Source organism: Pseudoalteromonas sp. Ps84H-4 (assembly GCF_024124645.1).
Classification (GTDB): Bacteria; Pseudomonadota; Gammaproteobacteria; order Enterobacterales; family Alteromonadaceae; genus Pseudoalteromonas; species Pseudoalteromonas lipolytica_C.
The window spans coordinates 311,501-328,637 of sequence record NZ_JAMXSK010000002.1 but is presented as its reverse complement, the minus strand read 5'-3'; the positions used below and the strand labels follow the sequence as shown (position 1 = coordinate 328,637).

Annotated in this window: 21 protein-coding genes; 6 read left to right on the top strand and 15 right to left on the bottom strand. The window is 40.9% G+C overall.

The genetic code is table 11. The annotated features are described in order from the left end of the window. Positions 1-4 precede the first annotated feature (4 nt). The 4 genes from mpl to folB form a co-directional block, all read right to left on the bottom strand. Positions 5-1,348 (bottom strand): UDP-N-acetylmuramate:L-alanyl-gamma-D-glutamyl-meso-diaminopimelate ligase, encoded by a 1,344-nt coding sequence (mpl, locus tag NH454_RS03970; protein ID WP_138557238.1) that lies wholly within the window; start codon positions 1,346-1,348, stop codon positions 5-7. Positions 1,349-1,509: 161 nt separating this feature from the next. Further along, entirely contained in the window at positions 1,510-2,313 is an 804-nt protein-coding gene (locus NH454_RS03965) for an undecaprenyl-diphosphate phosphatase (protein WP_063703109.1), read from the bottom strand. Further along, on the bottom strand, positions 2,310-2,798 hold the full coding sequence (gene folK / locus NH454_RS03960) for a 2-amino-4-hydroxy-6-hydroxymethyldihydropteridine diphosphokinase (protein WP_135926067.1): 489 nt from the start codon (positions 2,796-2,798) through the stop codon (positions 2,310-2,312). The genes NH454_RS03965 and folK overlap by 4 nt, the downstream gene beginning before the upstream one ends. Position 2,799: 1 nt before the next feature. Beyond that, on the bottom strand, positions 2,800-3,156 hold the full coding sequence (folB, locus tag NH454_RS03955) for a dihydroneopterin aldolase (RefSeq protein WP_135926068.1): 357 nt from the start codon (positions 3,154-3,156) through the stop codon (positions 2,800-2,802). A 227-nt stretch (positions 3,157-3,383) separates the two neighbouring features. Here folB and plsY point away from each other — a divergent pair, with 227 nt between their 5' ends. Then, a complete protein-coding gene (gene plsY / locus NH454_RS03950; RefSeq protein WP_135926069.1) occupies positions 3,384-3,992 on the top strand; it encodes a glycerol-3-phosphate 1-O-acyltransferase PlsY in 609 nt (202 codons plus the stop codon). 2 nt (positions 3,993-3,994) lie between these two features. On the opposite strand, the gene tsaD is transcribed toward plsY, so the two are convergent. The 3 genes from tsaD to NH454_RS03935 all read right to left on the bottom strand — a co-directional run bounded on the left by tsaD (position 3,995) and on the right by NH454_RS03935 (position 6,009). Beyond that, entirely contained in the window at positions 3,995-5,008 is a 1,014-nt protein-coding gene (tsaD, locus tag NH454_RS03945) for a tRNA (adenosine(37)-N6)-threonylcarbamoyltransferase complex transferase subunit TsaD (RefSeq protein ID WP_135926070.1), read from the bottom strand. A 61-nt stretch (positions 5,009-5,069) separates the two neighbouring features. Continuing rightward, positions 5,070-5,660 carry a YjaG family protein gene (locus NH454_RS03940; RefSeq protein ID WP_135926071.1) on the bottom strand — a complete coding sequence of 197 codons (591 nt, stop codon included), beginning with the start codon at positions 5,658-5,660 and terminating at the stop codon, positions 5,070-5,072. After that, entirely contained in the window at positions 5,644-6,009 is a 366-nt protein-coding gene (locus tag NH454_RS03935; RefSeq protein ID WP_135926072.1) for a DUF2007 domain-containing protein, read from the bottom strand. Before NH454_RS03935 ends, NH454_RS03940 begins: the two co-directional genes overlap by 17 nt. A gap of 79 nt (positions 6,010-6,088) precedes the next feature. Between NH454_RS03935 and NH454_RS03930 the strand changes: the two genes are divergently transcribed. From NH454_RS03930 to NH454_RS03915, 4 genes are all read left to right on the top strand, one after another. Continuing rightward, a complete protein-coding gene (locus NH454_RS03930) occupies positions 6,089-6,496 on the top strand; it encodes a DUF2721 domain-containing protein (RefSeq protein WP_135926073.1) in 408 nt (135 codons plus the stop codon). A gap of 52 nt (positions 6,497-6,548) precedes the next feature. Continuing rightward, positions 6,549-8,075: a DUF3369 domain-containing protein gene (locus tag NH454_RS03925; protein ID WP_135926074.1), complete on the top strand. Its 1,527-nt coding sequence runs from the start codon at positions 6,549-6,551 to the stop codon at positions 8,073-8,075. 118 nt (positions 8,076-8,193) lie between these two features. Continuing rightward, the gene (locus tag NH454_RS03920) at positions 8,194-9,081 is read left to right on the top strand and encodes a LysR family transcriptional regulator (RefSeq protein ID WP_135926075.1); all 888 of its coding nucleotides are present in this window, start codon (positions 8,194-8,196) and stop codon (positions 9,079-9,081) included. Positions 9,082-9,221: 140 nt separating this feature from the next. Beyond that, positions 9,222-9,842, top strand: coding sequence for a 2OG-Fe(II) oxygenase (locus NH454_RS03915; RefSeq protein WP_135926076.1), 621 nt, complete (start codon positions 9,222-9,224; stop codon positions 9,840-9,842). Here the strand turns inward: NH454_RS03915 and ubiA are convergent, their stop codons facing one another. Both ubiA and NH454_RS03905 read right to left on the bottom strand, forming a co-directional pair. Beyond that, entirely contained in the window at positions 9,843-10,721 is an 879-nt protein-coding gene (ubiA, locus tag NH454_RS03910) for a 4-hydroxybenzoate octaprenyltransferase (RefSeq protein WP_253038269.1), read from the bottom strand. It abuts the gene before it with no gap. Further along, positions 10,718-11,263: a chorismate lyase gene (locus tag NH454_RS03905; RefSeq protein WP_135926078.1), complete on the bottom strand. Its 546-nt coding sequence runs from the start codon at positions 11,261-11,263 to the stop codon at positions 10,718-10,720. Before NH454_RS03905 ends, ubiA begins: the two co-directional genes overlap by 4 nt. 200 nt (positions 11,264-11,463) lie before the next feature. On the opposite strand from NH454_RS03905, the gene NH454_RS03900 reads away from it, so the two are divergent. Beyond that, entirely contained in the window at positions 11,464-11,835 is a 372-nt protein-coding gene (locus NH454_RS03900; protein WP_249930199.1) for a flagellar basal body-associated protein FliL, read from the top strand. 38 nt (positions 11,836-11,873) lie between these two features. Here the strand turns inward: NH454_RS03900 and glpG are convergent, their stop codons facing one another. The 6 genes from glpG to NH454_RS03870 form a co-directional block, all read right to left on the bottom strand. Beyond that, the gene (glpG, locus tag NH454_RS03895) at positions 11,874-12,689 is read right to left on the bottom strand and encodes a rhomboid family intramembrane serine protease GlpG (RefSeq protein ID WP_135926080.1); all 816 of its coding nucleotides are present in this window, start codon (positions 12,687-12,689) and stop codon (positions 11,874-11,876) included. Next, positions 12,686-13,003, bottom strand: coding sequence for a thiosulfate sulfurtransferase GlpE (glpE, locus tag NH454_RS03890; protein WP_199526330.1), 318 nt, complete (start codon positions 13,001-13,003; stop codon positions 12,686-12,688). The genes glpG and glpE overlap by 4 nt, the downstream gene beginning before the upstream one ends. Positions 13,004-13,067: 64 nt before the next feature. Further along, complete coding sequence (tdh, locus tag NH454_RS03885; protein ID WP_135926082.1) at positions 13,068-14,093, bottom strand: L-threonine 3-dehydrogenase; 1,026 nt, start codon at positions 14,091-14,093, stop codon at positions 13,068-13,070. Between the two features lie 55 nt (positions 14,094-14,148). Beyond that, complete coding sequence (locus NH454_RS03880) at positions 14,149-15,345, bottom strand: glycine C-acetyltransferase (RefSeq protein WP_135926083.1); 1,197 nt, start codon at positions 15,343-15,345, stop codon at positions 14,149-14,151. 149 nt (positions 15,346-15,494) lie between these two features. Next, a complete protein-coding gene (gene gmhB, locus NH454_RS03875; protein ID WP_138557234.1) occupies positions 15,495-16,046 on the bottom strand; it encodes a D-glycero-beta-D-manno-heptose 1,7-bisphosphate 7-phosphatase in 552 nt (183 codons plus the stop codon). After that, positions 16,043-17,104, bottom strand: coding sequence for a glycosyltransferase family 9 protein (locus NH454_RS03870; protein WP_253038268.1), 1,062 nt, complete (start codon positions 17,102-17,104; stop codon positions 16,043-16,045). Before NH454_RS03870 ends, gmhB begins: the two co-directional genes overlap by 4 nt. Between the last annotated feature and the right edge of the window lie 33 nt (positions 17,105-17,137).

The following is a 17,137-nucleotide window of genomic DNA, read 5'->3' as shown; positions in this document are numbered from 1 at the left end:
CCGATTAGTTGTGTTCAAGAGCGGTAATTAAGCGCTGATGAATCCCCTCAAAGCCACCATTACTCATAATTAAAACATGCTGCTTAGGCGCTTTACCTGCAACCACGTGTTTAATAATTTCTTCAGTGCTAGAGCTACAATGCATACCTGCCGCAGCGGCGTATTCTTTGAGTGACCAGCTTAAATTGTCTGGTTCAAATAAATACACCTCATCGGCAGCTTCAAGTGAGTCAATCAAGGTTTGCTGATGCACGCCCATTTTCATGGTATTTGAACGAGGCTCTAAAATGGCAATAATCTTCTCATCGCCCACTTTTGCACGAAGCCCTGCCAAAGTTGTTTTAATTGCCGTTGGGTGATGGGCAAAATCGTCATACACCTTAATCGAGTTAATATCGGCTTTAAGCTCCATACGGCGCTTAGGAGAAATAAACTCAGCCAAGCCCGCAATACTGACTGGTACGGCAATCCCGACATGGCGCGCTGCTGCAATAGCCATGATAGCATTTTTCACATTATGCTCGCCCATCGCTTGCCAACTAACAACGCCTTGAACTTCTCCCTCAAGTAGCACTTCAAATTCGCTACCATCCGCTTTCAGTAAACGGTAATCCCAATCACCTGCCAGCGTTTCGCTTTCACTCCAAAGACCACGCTCAATCACATCTTGTAAGGCTTCATCTTGGCTTGGCCAAATAACCTTACCGCTACAGGGTAATGTACGCATCAAGTGATGAAATTGTTTCTTTATTGCGTTTAAATCTTCAAAAATATCAGCGTGATCAAATTCAAGGTTATTAAGAATTAAGGTACGTGGTAAGTAATGAACAAATTTACTACGTTTATCAAAAAATGCCGTGTCGTACTCATCGGCTTCGATAACAAAAAATGGCGTTTCACCAACCCGTGCTGACACGCCAAAATTTTGTACTATCCCACCAATTAAAAAGCCAGGCTTCATTCCTGCATACTCTAATAACCAGGCTAACATGCTCGCTGTTGTTGTTTTGCCGTGTGTACCAGCGACAGCTAACACCCACGAATTTTGCAACAGATTATGCTTTAACCATTCAGGACCTGAAGTATAAGGTAAGCCTTTATCAAGCACGTATTCAACGCAAGGGTTGCCTCGGCTCATAGCGTTACCAATTACTACCATATCTGGCGCAGGCTCTAGTTGAGCAACGTCATAACCTTGGGTGAGCGTAATACCTAGCTCTTCTAATTGCGTGCTCATCGGTGGGTACACATTTTGATCAGAGCCTGTCACTGTATGACCTAACGATTTAGCGATTGCGGCAATACCACCCATAAAGGTGCCACAAATTCCAAGAATATGAATATGCATCTACTGTCCTGAGCAAAATGAATGAGAGATAAACTAAAGCGTTATAATGCCAAATATAAGCTTTACTTACCATGACTAGCGGTCAATAGAGTATTGCCAAATAGCCATCATAAAAAACACCTCAAATTTGAGGTGTTTTTCGAATTAAGTTGAATGGTTATTTACAGCATTAAGAATGCAAACAAACCAACACCAAGTAACAAGCGGTAGATAACAAATGGCATCATACCCATGCGCTCAATAACTTTTAAGAAAAAGAAAATACACGCATAAGCTGATACAAATGATAAGCCTGCGCCGAGTAAAATCGCATGCCAATCAATCGCCTCGCCCGCTGTTGCAAGCTGATACACATAATAGGAACCCGCTGCTGCAATGACCGGAATTGACATTAAAAATGAAAAACGCGCAGCACTTTGCTTGTTAAGGCCCAGCATTAAACCTACGGTGATGGTAATACCTGAACGCGATGTCCCAGGGAATACCATAGCCAGCACTTGTGAAAAGCCTAACAATAGCGCACTGAAAAAATTGATTTGGTAAATGTTCTTAACTTGCTTTGCTTTTACATCGGCATACCAAAGTAACAAACCAAACACAATAGTAGAGGTGGCAATAACCCACGCATTTCGCGAGTAACTTTCAACGAAATCTTTAAACAAATAACCAATTAATAATGCAGGAATGGTTGCGACAATAATCCACCAGCCTAAGCGGCTGTCATCGGTTGCGCCTTGTGAACCAAACGATTTAAACCACGCGCCTAGAATGTCTACCACTTCTTTACGGAAATACAATACCACGGCACCTAAAGTACCGACATGAACGGCCACATCAAATGCTAAACCTTGATCGTGCCAACCTAAAACTTGCGAAGGTAAAATTAAATGTGCTGAGCTCGAAATAGGTAAAAACTCAGTCAATCCTTGAATTAAGGCTAAAACAATTATCTCAATAATACTCATGGGTAAGAAAACTCCACCTTCCATAGTTTTTGTTGCGGATTATTATAATTATCCCATAGCTCTGCTAGCGTGCATTTTGCTACAGGGTGAAAAAAATCAGGGGCTATTTCAGCTAAAGGCTGAAGAACAAATGCATTTTTGGTAATTTCATCGCGAGGTAACTGTGCAGGCGAATCACAAATTACGTCATCATAAAATAAAAGATCTAGGTCAAGCGTTCGTGGACTAAACTTTTTGTCATCACGGGTACGGCCATTTTCAAGCTCAATTTCTTTCAATAACTTACACAGTTCAGGTAGTGGCATATCAGTTTGCGCCCCTAATACTGAGTTATAAAAGTTACTGCCTGCAAAACCGACCGCTTCACTCTCAAAAACTGATGAGTGAATAAAATCAGGAAAATGTACTTTTAGAGCATCAAGCGCCTGACGAATATAATGCTCTTTATTAACGTTAGAGCCTAAACTAATAAAAATTTGCGCCATGTTAATATGCCTTGCGACGGGTGATTTCGACTCCCACCGTTTTGGCTTGTGGCACTGCTGCAGGTTTACTCACGCGAATGGTCACTTGCTCAGTTGCAAACTCAGTTAAGATAATGGCCGCTAATTGTTCAACTAAGGTTTCAAGCAGCTCTACTGGTTTTGCTGTTGTATGAGCGATAACCCGCTCGCTGACTTTTGCATAATCAAGTGCAAGGTTAATATCATCAGTCGCAGCTGCCGCAGAAATATCACATAGCATTTCAATATCAAAATACAGGCTTTGTTTACTTTCTTTTTCAAAATCATACACACCGATAATGGTGTCTACATGCAATTGTGATATATATACCTTGTCCATTGATACTCCAAGTGACATAAATATTAAAACACCTCTCATACTAAACGCTTATTGATTTGAATAATCCGCGCTATAAGTTGTCATACTGTTTTAATATATAAAAATTACCCCTACAATAACGGGTAGATGCGATGCATTATTGCTCACATGTTCTACTCAAAAATAGTGGCAGATGGTTTTGCCGCCAATGATAGCCCAAAAGTGCAGATTTAAAAATAAGGAAGCGCGTGTTAACAGCCCTAATGTTAGTTTTAGCCTATTTACTGGGATCGGTCTCATCCGCAATCCTTGTCTCTCGGCTGTTTAAACTACCGGACCCACGCAGTCACGGATCGAACAACCCAGGTGCAACGAATGTCTATCGCTTAGGTGGAAAAGTCCCTGCTGTACTTGTTCTTGTCTTTGATATTTTAAAAGGAACCATTCCGGTTTGGGGTGCTTACTTCTTAAAAATAGAGCCACTTATGCTCGGCTTGATTGGTGTAGCAGCCTGTTTAGGCCATATGTACCCGCTGTTTTTCAGTTTTAAAGGCGGTAAGGCTGTCGCGACCGCTTTTGGCACGTTATTACCCATTGGTTTATCGTTAGGTGGGATGTTAATTGCAACTTGGATCTTAATTGTTGCTATCACGCGCTACTCATCTCTTGCAGCACTAGTCACGGTTTCGTTAGCACCTCTTTATACTTGGTGGATAAAACCTTTGTATACGTTGCCTGTGACCTTTTTAACCGTGTTGATAATTTTCCGTCATAGAGCAAATATCACTCGCTTACTCGCCGGTGAAGAGCCAAAAGTAGGGGCTAAGAAAAAAGCCCCTGAACATGAAGAAGGTTGATGTTAAATAGCCTCTAACGAGTCTATTGGCCAGCGCGGCTTTGTTTTCATATCAAGGCTAGCAAACTGCCCTGCTTTTAAGCGCTGCATACCAGCGTAAGCGATCATCGCACCGTTATCTGTACAAAACTCCGTGCGCGGGTAGTACACACGCCCTTTCATACCTTGCATTACTCGCTCAAGTTGCGCACGCAATTGCACGTTTGCACTCACGCCCCCAGCAATCACTAAGCGCTTGATACCGGTTTGCTTTAATGCACGTTTACACTTAATAATTAAGGTATCAATAACCGCTGTTTGGAATGCATGAGCAATATCCGCTTTAGTTTGTTCATCATCATCGCTATCACGAATAGCGAGTGACGCAGCCGTTTTTAAACCACTGAAACTAAAATCTAAGCCGGGTTTGTCAGTCATCGGACGCGGGAATACAAAGCGCTCAGGTGTACCTTGCTCAGCAAGTTTTGCCAAACGCGGGCCTCCTGGGTAATCAAGCCCAAGTAATTTCGCCGTTTTATCGAATGCCTCACCTGCGGCGTCATCAACTGACTCACCTAATACTTCGTATTCACCAATACCAGATACTTTAACCATCATGGTGTGGCCGCCAGATACTAATAACGCGATAAACGGAAATTCAGGTTTGTCTTCTTCAAGCATTGGCGCAAGAAGATGCCCTTCCATATGATGAACCGCTACCGCTGGTATATTCCAACCATAGGCTAAAGAACGACCAATAGAAGTACCCACAAGGAGTGCGCCAACCAATCCAGGGCCCGCAGTATAAGCAATGCCATCTAAATCTTCTGGGCCACAGCCCGCTTGTGCAAAGGCGGCATCAATTAAAGGTAAGGTTTTACGCACGTGGTCACGTGACGCAAGTTCAGGTACGACACCGCCGTAGTCAGCATGCACTTTTACTTGGCTATACAGTTGATGTGCTAATAAGCCTTGTTCATCATCGTAAATGGCAATACCTGTTTCATCACATGATGATTCAATACCTAAAATTCGCATCAATTACTCCGCCAAGAAAAATAAACGCGTATTTTACAGTGAAAATACGCATTACTGAATATTAAATTGCAATACCAATGTTGGTTTGACCATCTGATACCGCAAGCTGTTTGAGTTCTTTTACGTTTTCAGAGCTAATTCGGCCCATTTGCTCAACAAAATCAATTAACTCAGCCAGTACTTCAATTTCATATTGCATTAATGGGTGTTCACGAACTGCTTTATTGTCAGCTACTTCACCATCAACGGTAAGTTGATATTCAATGTAACGTGCCACCGATGCCTGTGAAATTTTACTAATGTTCAAAAACTCTTGGTCATCTTTTGCCATTAAGCCGTGTAACATGCCCAGTAAAGCTGTTGCTGTATCAATAGCAGGGTAAGTGCCAAACATATCAAAATCAGTTAGTTCAGGCACATTAGGCTCTATTTTTTCGATTTGTTTTTCGAGGCTAATTTTACTTTTTGGCAGTAAAATCTTCTCCCAACAAACATTCAAAGCACTACGAAAAACCGCAGCATCACCAAACCCTGTGGCTTCACAGAATAAACTGTAATTAGGCAGCATGCGTTCTAACAAAGCACCACCTAATACTGCTTTTTGTAAATAGTTTAATTCTCTAATGCGTTGAAAATTATTCGCTTTCGTCATTTTTAACAGTCCCGCAAGACCAACAAAGTTCAAATGTTGATCCGTTAAGCTCTTGACACTTTGGGCACACCCAATCAGGAGCCGATTGTTTTACTTGCTGATAGTTTAACAATATTTCTTGCGCCTGGCGCTCTTTTAATGCGTAAACAAGCATATCAACTCCCGTCTGTTCAAAGGGTATCTCTCCCAATGCCCCTTGTAAGAGCTCACCTTGTAACTGACACTCAATGCCTTTGCTGTTTAACAGCCCTTTAATAATATTCGCTTCAAGGCTGTTTTCAGCCTGAAATACTCGTACCCATTTGAACGGTTCTGAGCTAGCGGTTTGATTTAATTTCTTATTTTGCAAATTACTTCTCTTTTACTTTTCTAAATATAAAACCTAAACTACAAAAGCTTTGCCGCAATGCTTATTTCAAGGTAACTACATGACATTAACGACACCAGGACTACTATTTCCTGCGATTTCTTTACTTTTACTCGCTTACACCAATCGTTTTTTGGTGCTCGCTCAACTTATTCGTGAACTGAATGCGCGCGAAGGGGAAAGTATTCGCCCTCTTGTTGTCGCACAAATTACCAACTTAAGAAAGCGCATTAAGTTAATAAGAGTGATGCAAGTATACGGCGTTGCCTCATTTTTAATGTGCACCTTATCAATGTTCGCTTTATTTATAGAATTTAATACCACAGGCATCATCTTATTTGGGATTAGCCTAGCTTGCTTAGCGATGTCACTTTTAACCTCTTTGTATGAGATCCACATTTCATGCGATGCCATCGAAATCGAATTAAAAAATATCGAAAAAAAACCAGTAGCTGATAAGGCAGAGTAAATTTCTGCCTCTATACTTATTGTTACGAGATGCAACAATAAGTGGTGTGTTTGTGGAAGATTTTTTATTTTCTGATGAGCAGCTAGAAGAAAATAACGTTCCTATTGATGAATCAGAATGTTGGCATATTCTTGTTGTTGACGATGAAGAAGATATTCACCAAGTTACGAAATTAGTGCTAGCTGGCTTCACTTTCGAAAATAAAGGTCTGCGCTTTTATGACGCCTATTCAGCAGCCGAAGCAAAAGAGTTATTAAAGCAAAATATTCCTTTTTCAGTCGCGCTTGTCGATGTTGTCATGGAAACAAACCATGCAGGTCTTGAGCTTATTCAATACATTCGCGATGAAATAGAAAACCATGATATTCGCTTAATTCTGCGTACAGGTCAGCCTGGAGAGGCACCTGAAGAGTCGATTATCCGTGATTATGATATAAACGATTACAAGAATAAAACCGAACTAACGGCTATAAAAATTAAGACGCTTCTTTATTCTGCACTCAGAGGGCATCGCGATATACAAATTATTGATCGCCATAAAAGTGGCCTAGAGCAAATTATTAATGCGTCTGCTAATTTCTTAAAATGCGATAGTGTTAACGAATTTGCATCCACTATTTTAAGTCACGTCACGAATGTAATGGGAATTAATGACGCACAAATCTATTGCGCTGCAGCAGTTAATTTTCAGTCCTCACCGGCGAAAGATTTTCAACTATTAGCCGCGTCGGGAGTTGGGCCAACGCCGAATCAAAATACTATTCCAGATGAGGTGAAAAGTTTATTTATTGACGCCCATGAGCGTAAATCATCATTAAAAACGAGCACCGACTATATTGGTTACTTTCCGACAAAAGCAGGCCTTGAGACCATGTTATATGTTCATAAAGGAAGTAAACTGCAAACAACCGATCATCAACTATTAGAGTTTTACGCGAACAATATTGCCCTAGCCTACGACAACCTTAAGCTTAGAGAAATGGTTAAAGAATCACAAAAAGAGTTGTCTTACATTTTAGGTGAAGCCGTTGAAAAACGCTCTAAAGAAACAGGCTCCCATGTTAAGCGCGTTGCTTTATATAGTGAATTACTTGCAAAACTATCACAACTCAGTCCATTTCAATGTGAAATTATCAAGCTCGCTTCACCACTACATGACATTGGTAAAATTAGTATTCCTGATAGCATCTTAAATAAGCCAGGTAAATTAACTGATGAAGAATGGAAAATAATGCAAACTCATGCAGAAGTGGGTTACGAAATTTTAAAAAATTCAAGTAACGAAATTCTGACTTGCGGCGCTTTGATTTCATATCAGCATCACGAAAAATGGGATGGTTCAGGTTATCCGCAAGGTTTAATTGGCAATGAAATCAACATTGTTGGTCGCATAACCGCCCTTGCCGATGTGTTTGATGCGCTATGTAGCGACCGTTGCTACAAGCTTGCTTGGCCCTTAGATGAAGCACTGTCATTGATAAAAGAGCAACGTTCGAAACATTTTGATCCAAATCTTGTTGACTTGTTACTTGAAAATTTACCACTTTTCCTTGAGATTAAAGATCGTTACCCTGACTAGATGTAACTTTTCTGTAAAACGAACTTCCCAAAACAGGTACTATAATTTACTATGCCACTGTAGATTATAATTATATTGCCTGGATGTAGGGCTTACTTATAACAAGGGACTATATAAAGTGAGATTTGAACAACTTGAACAGTTTGTAGCATTAGGCGTATTAAGGCATTTTCGCCAAGCTGCTGAAAAAACACAAATAAGCACTTCAGCGTTAACCCGGAGTATTCAAACTCTTGAAGACGAAATTGGTTATGAGCTGGTAACTCGCTCAACCCGCTCCGTTAAGTTAACCAAAGAAGGTGAAATTTTCTTAGAATATGCGCAACAAACCCTCGACAATCTAGAAGAAACAAAACAACATCTTTTCGAATCACTAAATGGCTGCGCAAGCGAAAAGCTTGTTATTGGTTACACTAATAAAGCCAGTGCTGTCGTTCCTGTATCTTGCGGGCAATTTTTAGCGCAGTATCCTCATGTAAAAATCGAGATGCAACTACAAGAGCAAAGCGAGCTAATGCGTAAGCTACAGCTTGGTGAAATTGATATTAGTGTTTGTTCGCAAGCAATGAATAGTATAGGAAGCGATATCCATTTACCTGACCAACTGATTTTATTTGTTGCTAAAGATCATCCATTAGCGAATAAGAGTGATATCAGCAAACGCGATTTTGCCGACTACCCTATGTACAGCTGCTTTTCACAATCGAAACAAGTACAACAGATGCTAAACGACGCCATTGATTCATTCGATAAGTCAGCCAGTGTTAAAGTAGGTAGTATTGAACAAGTTATGGAAGGACTAAAACGATCGAACCATATTGCAATAGCTAGCATTGAACACGCGAACAATGTTGCTTCTGATCCGGCCTTGCAGCTTTTAAAAACCAACAAAGGTGTTGCTCAAGAGCAACTTGTTATACAAACAAATCAAAAAATTAACGACAACTCTCATGTAAGTCACTTGCTTGATCTTATTGAAAAAATGGCCTTAGCAAGCCAGCATTAGTCGTCTCTTATTTCTGCTAGCCTGAATTAAACAGGCTAGCTTCTCCCGTCTTTTACTAATCACTTATTTATTGCATAAAAAGCGTGCATCGCATTATTTTTCAGATACACTTACGCACCTTTTTTTTATTGTGTATATAAATGAACGCTCAGCTGATTTCTGACACTTATTTAGATGCAATTGAACAAGCTGGTTATGCTATTGTTGAAAACGCGATTGATGAAACATTAATCAATGATTTAATCGCCGACTGCTATCGTATAAATCCGCATTTTCACACAGCGGGTATTGGTCGTTTAAACGACCAACAAATTGATAAAAATGTCCGTAAAGATAAGACCTTTTGGTTTGATAGTTCAAGCCAAGCACAAATTACTTATCTGGCGACCATGGAAGCGATAAAAACGCAGTTAAATCGTAGTTTTTATTTAGGGTTATTTGACTACGAATGCCATTATGCAAAGTATCAACAGGGTGACTTTTATAAAAAGCACTATGATGCCTTCAAAGGCCGTTCGAACCGTATTTTCACAACAGTTTGTTACTTAAATACGCCAGAATCTGGCGGTGAGTTGGTGATTTACAAGCCGAAAAGTAAAGATATTGAGATTGTCGTAAAACCTCAAGCTGGCATGCTGGTAATGTTTGAAAGCGAACGCTTTATGCATGAGGTATTACCCGCAAATGATGTTCGCTACTCTATTGCGGGTTGGTTCAGAAAAAATGCCTCGATCAGCGGTATTATCGACCCACCTAGATAATTAAAATGGCAGTGGCAAGGATGCTGCTAATCCGATAAAAATCACTAACCCCACATAGTGATTATTCAAAAATGCTTTGAAGCAAGGGTCTCGCTCTCGTTTATCAATAAGCATTTGTTGATAAAGTAAAAACCCAACCGCTGCCGCTAAACCCAACCAATAAGGCAAGCCAAGATGGTTACTCATGCCGATGAAAACAAGAATCGCGATAAATAAGGCATTGAGTAAAAAGATGATGTGTCTGTCATAGCTGGCAAACAAGATTGCCGTTGACTTAACCCCTATTTTTAAATCGTCATCTCTATCAACCATGGCATACATGGTGTCATAAGCCACAGTCCAAACAAGATTAGCGGTAAATAGTAGCCAGGCTTCTAATGGTACTGAACCAATTGATGCCATATAGGCCATCGGAATTGCCCAACTAAATGCAGCACCAAGCACTACTTGCGGTAATTGGGTATAACGCTTCATAAATGGGTAACAAAACGCCAGTGCTAAAGCACCAAATGAAAGCAAAATAGTTGACCAGCTAAGTAACATAACCAATCCGAACGCCACTGCAATAAGTAACACAAACAAACTCATTGCCTCTGCACTAGAAACCAGTCCTGCAGCCAGAGGGCGCTGAGCAGTTCGCTTTACTGAACCATCGATTTTACGATCGGCAAAGTCATTGATCACACAACCTGCACTTCGCATCACAAAGACACCTAAGCTAAACACTACAAAATTTAACAAACTAGGCGTGCCTTGATTAGCAAGCCATAAAGCCCAATATGTTGGCCACAATAGCAACAAAGTACCGATTGGCTTATCCGTTCGCATCAGTTGTTTGTAATAAGGAATGTTTGCGCGATGTAATGCAGCTAATTTCATAAGTAGATATATGCCTCAGGTAAGAACACTTCAGCCACAAGAAAGTGAGCATTTGATAATGCGAACACGCTGCGTCGGCCCCACAATGAATTTGACGGTAAGCCAAGGTGAGCTGTTAACGCTTGAATAGCATGCTGCTGAGAAAATTCAGCCACCTCGATTTCTGTTCGCTGCAAGCTGGGGTCTTGAAAAATAACATCGCCAAGCGGCCTCGTCCCCATATTTAACAACTGCTGTTTCTTTAAAGTATCGTCTGCTGGTAACCAACTCTGCGCATAAACCATAGGTTTACCATCGCACAATAATAGCACCTCGCGGTTTAATGCCTGACTTAAAGAGGTATTTAGTAGCGCTTGTTGCTCGGCAGTTAAATCAAAAGGCGCTTCGTTTAGTACCTCAACTGAAAAAGCCTGACAGTGACTTTTGAGCTTAGCTGTTAATGAACCGGCTTCAAGCAGCCAACCTTGCTGTTGTTGCGTCAAATCTGGAAATGCTGAAGCAGGCTGCCAATTTGCAGCTAATGAAACTGGGAATGTGATCACAACGACTCATTATTTTTAAAAACCGTGCAAATGATATCACTGCTGCACGTTTGGCAAAAGTCATGATTTAATCTCAAGCACGGTTAAAAATCACAGAACAGCCTGTATCTCAAGCGAATTTGGGTATAGACTAAAACCATTGAAAGGGTGGAATATTTTTAATTATGAAAACATCAGTGTTATCAATTTACTTAGTCAGTATGCTACTAATTGGCGCAATGACCAGTCTGTCTGCACAGGCTGAGTCAAAAGTTGGCTACTTTGGTTTTGAGCCTGATATCATCACCAACTACATAGGCCAAGGTAATAAGAAGCTAGGCTACGTGCGCATTACCGTTGACCTTATGCTAAATGATACAGCCGATATCAGCGTTGTTGAACATCACACCCCTCTACTGCGTGATGCGATTGTTGAAATACTCTCAAAAGAGCCTGAAGAAAACATTAAATCGCTTACTGGTCGAGAAGAAATCAGAAAACGCTGTACTACAAAATTAAAGTCACTACTTAAACAAGAAACTGGCCAAGAAATTGTCAGAGAAGTGTTATTTACTAAGTATTTGTACCATTAATAGTTTGTTTAATAAAAAAGGCGGTTTAACCGCCTTTTTTATTTACGTGTAAGCAGCTTATCAGACACCGCATATGCCATACCAGCCAGCAAACCTGCTAAGTGAGCCCAATTCGCCATACTCACTGGCAACATATCTACAAAGCCTAGAATAAGCCAAACCAACATAAAACCAACAATACTATTGCTGACTAAAGGTGGTTCGTTAGGGCGCATTGCACTATAAATCCAGCAAAACCCAAGCAAACCATAAACAACGCCACTTAATCCACCAAAATTAGGGCCTACAACTATAAATTGTGCCCAATTACTAATAAACGCCGTAACTAAAAATAACCCTACTAAGGTTAATTTACCGCTGCGCTTTTCAATATCGTTACCCAGCGTCATCCACCAGATCAAATTAAAAATAAGATGGATAGAGCTAAAATGCACAATGGCAGGGGTAAGCCAAGTAAGTGGCTTGGCAGGGTTAAATTGGAGCATGCCATAAATAGTTTCAAAGCCACCCATCAGAAAAGCAACAAAGATGACTATAGATACTAAGGTTACGGTACGATTAAGCCAACTTAAAGCCTTAAATCGCGCTTTTAAATCAAGTGATTGGCCTTGATATGACAACGGCGATTGTGTACTTCCTACCTGCCATGAAGCTTGTAAGTACTTTTCATCGTTGGGATTTTCAGCAAACTCTTGCCATAAAGGTTGAGCTTGATGAAAATGCTCTGGAGCAACACAAATAATCACAGTTTGTCCATCTTGCGAGCGCAGTTCACCCTGTAATCCTTTACTTTTAATGTAGTCAATAAAGCCTTGTGCGGCGCGCGGATTATTAATGCTGCCCAGTTCAATCATCGTTCTATATGCTCCGGAAGTTGCGTTTGCCACGCAGTAAAGCCACCATCCATGCTGTAAACATCTTCAAAGCCTTGTTCAACTAAATAGCTCGCAGCACCTTGAGAACTTACGCCATGATAACAAACGATGATGATTGGCTGATCAAACTCTTTGTTCATCATAAACTCGCTGATATTTGCATTCGATAAATGCTCAGCGCCTGGAATATGTCCGCTTTGAAATGAATTCGGATCGCGAATATCGGCAATCACGACATCGTCTTTGTCTAACAGCGAAAAGGTTTCGCTAACTGAAATATGTTTATACGACATAATACTCTCTAAACTAAAAAGGCGGCCTAAAGCCGCCTTAATTTTGAGGCTTTTAGACCTTCATTTAATCCCAATTCAGGATAACTTTACCAGACTGGCCTGAAATCATTGTATCAAAACCTTTTTGGAAGTCATCTACCGAAAATTGATGCGTGATAATTGGGTTAAGATCAAGACCAGACTGAATTAGACTCGCCATCTTATACCAAGTTTCAAACATTTCGCGACCATAAATACCTTTAATGATAAGGCCTTTAAAAATAACTTGGTTCCAATCAACCGCCATATCTGAAGGTGGAATACCTAGCATAGCGATTTTTCCGCCGTGGTTCATGTTATTTAGCATGCTATTAAATGCAACGGGTACGCCTGACATTTCAAGACCAATATCAAAGCCTTCTGTCATGCCAAGCTCTTTCATTACATCTTCAAGCTTTTCATTTGCTACATTTACTGCACGAGTCGCACCCATTTTACGTGCTAAATCTAGGCGGTATTCGTTTACGTCTGTGATAACTACATGACGCGCACCAACATGTTTAGCAACCGCAGCTGCCATGATACCAATTGGGCCTGCACCTGTAATTAATACATCTTCACCCACTAAATCAAACGACAATGCGGTGTGAACTGCATTACCAAATGGGTCAAAAATTGAGGCTAATTCATCTGAGATATTATCTGGAATTTTAAATGCATTAAAAGCAGGGATCACAAGGTATTCTGCAAATGCGCCTTCACGATTAACACCAACACCAGTTGTATTGCGACATAAATGCACACGACCAGCACGGCAGTTGCGGCAATGACCACAAGTAATATGGCCTTCGCCAGAGACACGGTCACCTACTTGGAAACCACGTACTTCCTGACCCATATCAATTACTTCACCAACATACTCGTGGCCAACAACCATAGGAGTTGGAATTGTATTTTGTGCCCACTCATCCCATTTATAAATATGGACATCTGTTCCACAAATTGCTGTTTTGCGGATTTTAATAAGCAGATCGTTATGGCCAACTTCAGGCTTTGGCGCATCAGTCATCCAGATCCCTGGTTCTGCTTTTAATTTAGATAATGCTTTCATGATTTACACTCAATTAAACAAAACCGAAGCAAAAGCTTCGGTTTAGGAAATAAAATTAGATAACACCCATTTCTTTACCAATACGGGTAAAAGCAGCAATAGCGGTATCTAATTGCTCTTTTGTATGCGCCGCAGAGATCTGCGTACGGATACGTGCTTGGCCTTTAGGTACAACAGGGAATGAGAAACCTGTTACATAAATACCTTCGGCAAGTAATTTGTCTGCCATCATAGAAGCGACTTTTGCATCGCCTAACATAACTGGGATAATTGCATGGTCTTTACCTGCACAGGTAAATCCTGCCGCTTCCATTTGTTCACGGAAATATTTTGCGTTATCCCAAAGTTTTGCGCGTAACTCACCGCCATTGCTCAGCATTTCAAGTACTTTAATCGACGCAGTAACAATTGATGGCGCAAGTGAGTTTGAGAAAAGATAAGGACGAGAACGCTGACGTAACCACTCTACAATTTCTTTTTTACCAGATGTGTAACCGCCTGATGCGCCACCAAGTGCTTTACCAAGTGTACCTGTGATGATATCAACACGGTCAAGAACACCACAGTACTCCGGCGTACCTTTACCATTTTCACCGACAAAACCAACAGCGTGAGAGTCATCAACCATAACTAAGGCATCGTATTTGTCAGCAAGGTCACAAACCGCTTTAAGATTACAAATCACACCGTCCATTGAGAAAACGCCGTCAGTTGCGATTAGTTTTGTTTTAGCACCCGCTTCATCAGCAGCAATAAGTTGCTTTTCAAGGTCGCTCATGTCGTTATTAGCGTAACGGAAGCGTTTTGCTTTACAAAGGCGAACACCATCAATAATTGAGGCGTGGTTTAGCGCATCAGAGATAATTGCATCATCTGGGCCGAGAATTGTTTCGAATAAACCAGCGTTTGCATCAAAACAAGATGAGTAAAGAATCGTATCTTCGGTTTCTAAAAACTCAGAAATCTTTTGCTCTAATGTTTTATGAATATCTTGAGTACCACAAATAAAACGCACAGAAGCAACACCAAAACCATGATCATCTAAACCTTGTTGCGCGGCTTTGATCAGCTCAGGGCTATTGGCTAAACCTAAATAGTTGTTCGCACAAAAATTGATTACCTTATCACCTGAGGCAACTTCAATTTGAGCTTGCTGCTGCGATGTAATAACACGTTCACTTTTGTATAAACCTTCAGCTTTTACTTCGTCGATTTGCTGTTGCAGCTGATTAAAAAACGCAGATGCTCTCATCTGTAATCTCCAAATATTCTTGTATCTAACCAGAAATGATTAGCATGACTGTAAAATTTGCGCCTATTGTAAAAGCTTAGACGAACAATTGCACTGTTTGCAGTTCGTCGCAAACCTTGAGGCTAAAGAAATAAAACTGGTCTTACCTGCTAAGACTGTAAAATTAAAGCAGGTAAATCAGCTAAAGACTCACATACGTAATCAGCATGTTGTTCTGTTGATTCAGCATAACTTTGCCCTGAACGAACCAGCACACGGGTCGCGATTTGCGCTCTTTCTGCTGCAATTAAGTCGCCCAGCTTATCGCCTACCATAATACTTTGTGAGGGAGTAATACTATGCTCTTCAATGGCTTGTAACAGCATGCCAGGAGCAGGCTTACGACAATGACAATCCTGTAAATAGGCAGGCTCTGCTTTAGTCGGATGATGCGGGCAAAAGTACACATCAAGAATTGGCACGTCATGACGCATAAACTCAGCTTTCATCCAGTCTGTAAGGTTTAAAAAGTCTTGTTCTGAATAGTAGCCACGCCCAATACCTGACTGATTAGTCACAATGACAATTTCATAACCTGCATCAATAAACTTTTTGCACGCATCAAACACACCGGGTAAAAACTCAAACTCATCCGGTTTATATACATAACCGTGATCAGCATTAACCACACCATCGCGGTCTAAAAACAGTACTTTACTCATGACAATTGCTCTTTATCTACAACACGGTTAAACATAGCTATAACCTCATCAATGCTTATTTGCGTCATTAAATCAGCTCCTTTAACGCGTGTTCCCCAAGGTAGCTCTTGAGCTGTTTTGCCTGTCTGTTCACGTAAGTTTTGGTGGTACACCTCAACCACGTAATCTAGATACAAGTATGGACCTGTACGTTTCGGGTTTGAATGGGCATACAAACCTATTACAGGTGTACCAACAGTTACAGCCATGTGTGCAGGCCCCGTATCAGGAGCTAAAACTAAAGAAGCGCGCTTCAATACACACAACAACTCTTTAAGCTTAGTTTTACCTACTAAGTTAAGCACAGGCGCATTCGTTTGCGAAATTATTTGTTCAGACAACTCTATTTCTAAAGGTGTTGGTCCTCCTGTGATAACCACCGAAAAACCTTGCTGATACGCATGCTCTGCAAGTGCCGCATAACGCTCGGGCAACCAATTACGCTCTTTTTTACTTGCCGCAGGTGAGATAACAAAAATACGCCCAGCTAAACGTTCTTCACCCAATAAGGCATCAGCAGCTTGTTGATGTTCATCTGTGATTGGCATTTGCCAGTGAGGCGTATAGTCAGGCACACCAATCGCTTGAGCAAAGCCCTTAAAGCCCTCAAGGACATGTGCCTCAGATTGCGGGGCAATACGCTTATTAATGAATAAACTATGTAACTCTTTTGAACGAGCCCAATCAAACCCTACTTTGACTTTTGCCGGAATACAACGAGCTGCTAAATTTGCTCTTAGTGCTACTTGCATGTGTAAGAGCACATCAAATTTACGCCCCTTGAAAGTATCTTTTAGTTGCTGATAGGCCTGTTTACCCTGTTTTTTATCAAATACAACAAATTCAACGCCCGGTAAATCAGCCAACAACATAGCCTCAACTTTACCTATCACCCAGGTAATTTTTGCCTTCGGATGTGCCTTTTGAATTGCTTGCACTGCGGATACTGCGTGACATACATCACCAATAGCCGAAAGCCTTAAAATACAAATATCTGAATAGGAGGTTGATTGAGTCACGTGCGCCCTTAGCTACAGCAAATAATATGCGAT

What these genes read in the sequence shown, in the direction of transcription:
- mpl (WP_138557238.1), bottom strand. Translation starts at nt 1,348, where the DNA reads ATGCATATTCATATTCTTGGAATTTGTGGCACCTTTATGGGTGGTATT.
- NH454_RS03965 (WP_063703109.1), bottom strand. Translation starts at nt 2,313, where the DNA reads ATGAGTATTATTGAGATAATTGTTTTAGCCTTAATTCAAGGATTGACT.
- folK (WP_135926067.1), bottom strand. Translation starts at nt 2,798, where the DNA reads ATGGCGCAAATTTTTATTAGTTTAGGCTCTAACGTTAATAAAGAGCAT.
- folB (WP_135926068.1), bottom strand. Translation starts at nt 3,156, where the DNA reads ATGGACAAGGTATATATATCACAATTGCATGTAGACACCATTATCGGT.
- tsaD (WP_135926070.1), bottom strand. Translation starts at nt 5,008, where the DNA reads ATGCGAATTTTAGGTATTGAATCATCATGTGATGAAACAGGTATTGCC.
- NH454_RS03940 (WP_135926071.1), bottom strand. Translation starts at nt 5,660, where the DNA reads ATGACGAAAGCGAATAATTTTCAACGCATTAGAGAATTAAACTATTTA.
- NH454_RS03930 (WP_135926073.1), top strand. Translation starts at nt 6,089, where the DNA reads ATGACATTAACGACACCAGGACTACTATTTCCTGCGATTTCTTTACTT.
- NH454_RS03915 (WP_135926076.1), top strand. Translation starts at nt 9,222, where the DNA reads ATGAACGCTCAGCTGATTTCTGACACTTATTTAGATGCAATTGAACAA.
- ubiA (WP_253038269.1), bottom strand. Translation starts at nt 10,721, where the DNA reads ATGAAATTAGCTGCATTACATCGCGCAAACATTCCTTATTACAAACAA.
- NH454_RS03900 (WP_249930199.1), top strand. Translation starts at nt 11,464, where the DNA reads ATGCTACTAATTGGCGCAATGACCAGTCTGTCTGCACAGGCTGAGTCA.
- glpG (WP_135926080.1), bottom strand. Translation starts at nt 12,689, where the DNA reads ATGATTGAACTGGGCAGCATTAATAATCCGCGCGCCGCACAAGGCTTT.
- glpE (WP_199526330.1), bottom strand. Translation starts at nt 13,003, where the DNA reads ATGTCGTATAAACATATTTCAGTTAGCGAAACCTTTTCGCTGTTAGAC.
- tdh (WP_135926082.1), bottom strand. Translation starts at nt 14,093, where the DNA reads ATGAAAGCATTATCTAAATTAAAAGCAGAACCAGGGATCTGGATGACT.
- NH454_RS03880 (WP_135926083.1), bottom strand. Translation starts at nt 15,345, where the DNA reads ATGAGAGCATCTGCGTTTTTTAATCAGCTGCAACAGCAAATCGACGAA.
- gmhB (WP_138557234.1), bottom strand. Translation starts at nt 16,046, where the DNA reads ATGAGTAAAGTACTGTTTTTAGACCGCGATGGTGTGGTTAATGCTGAT.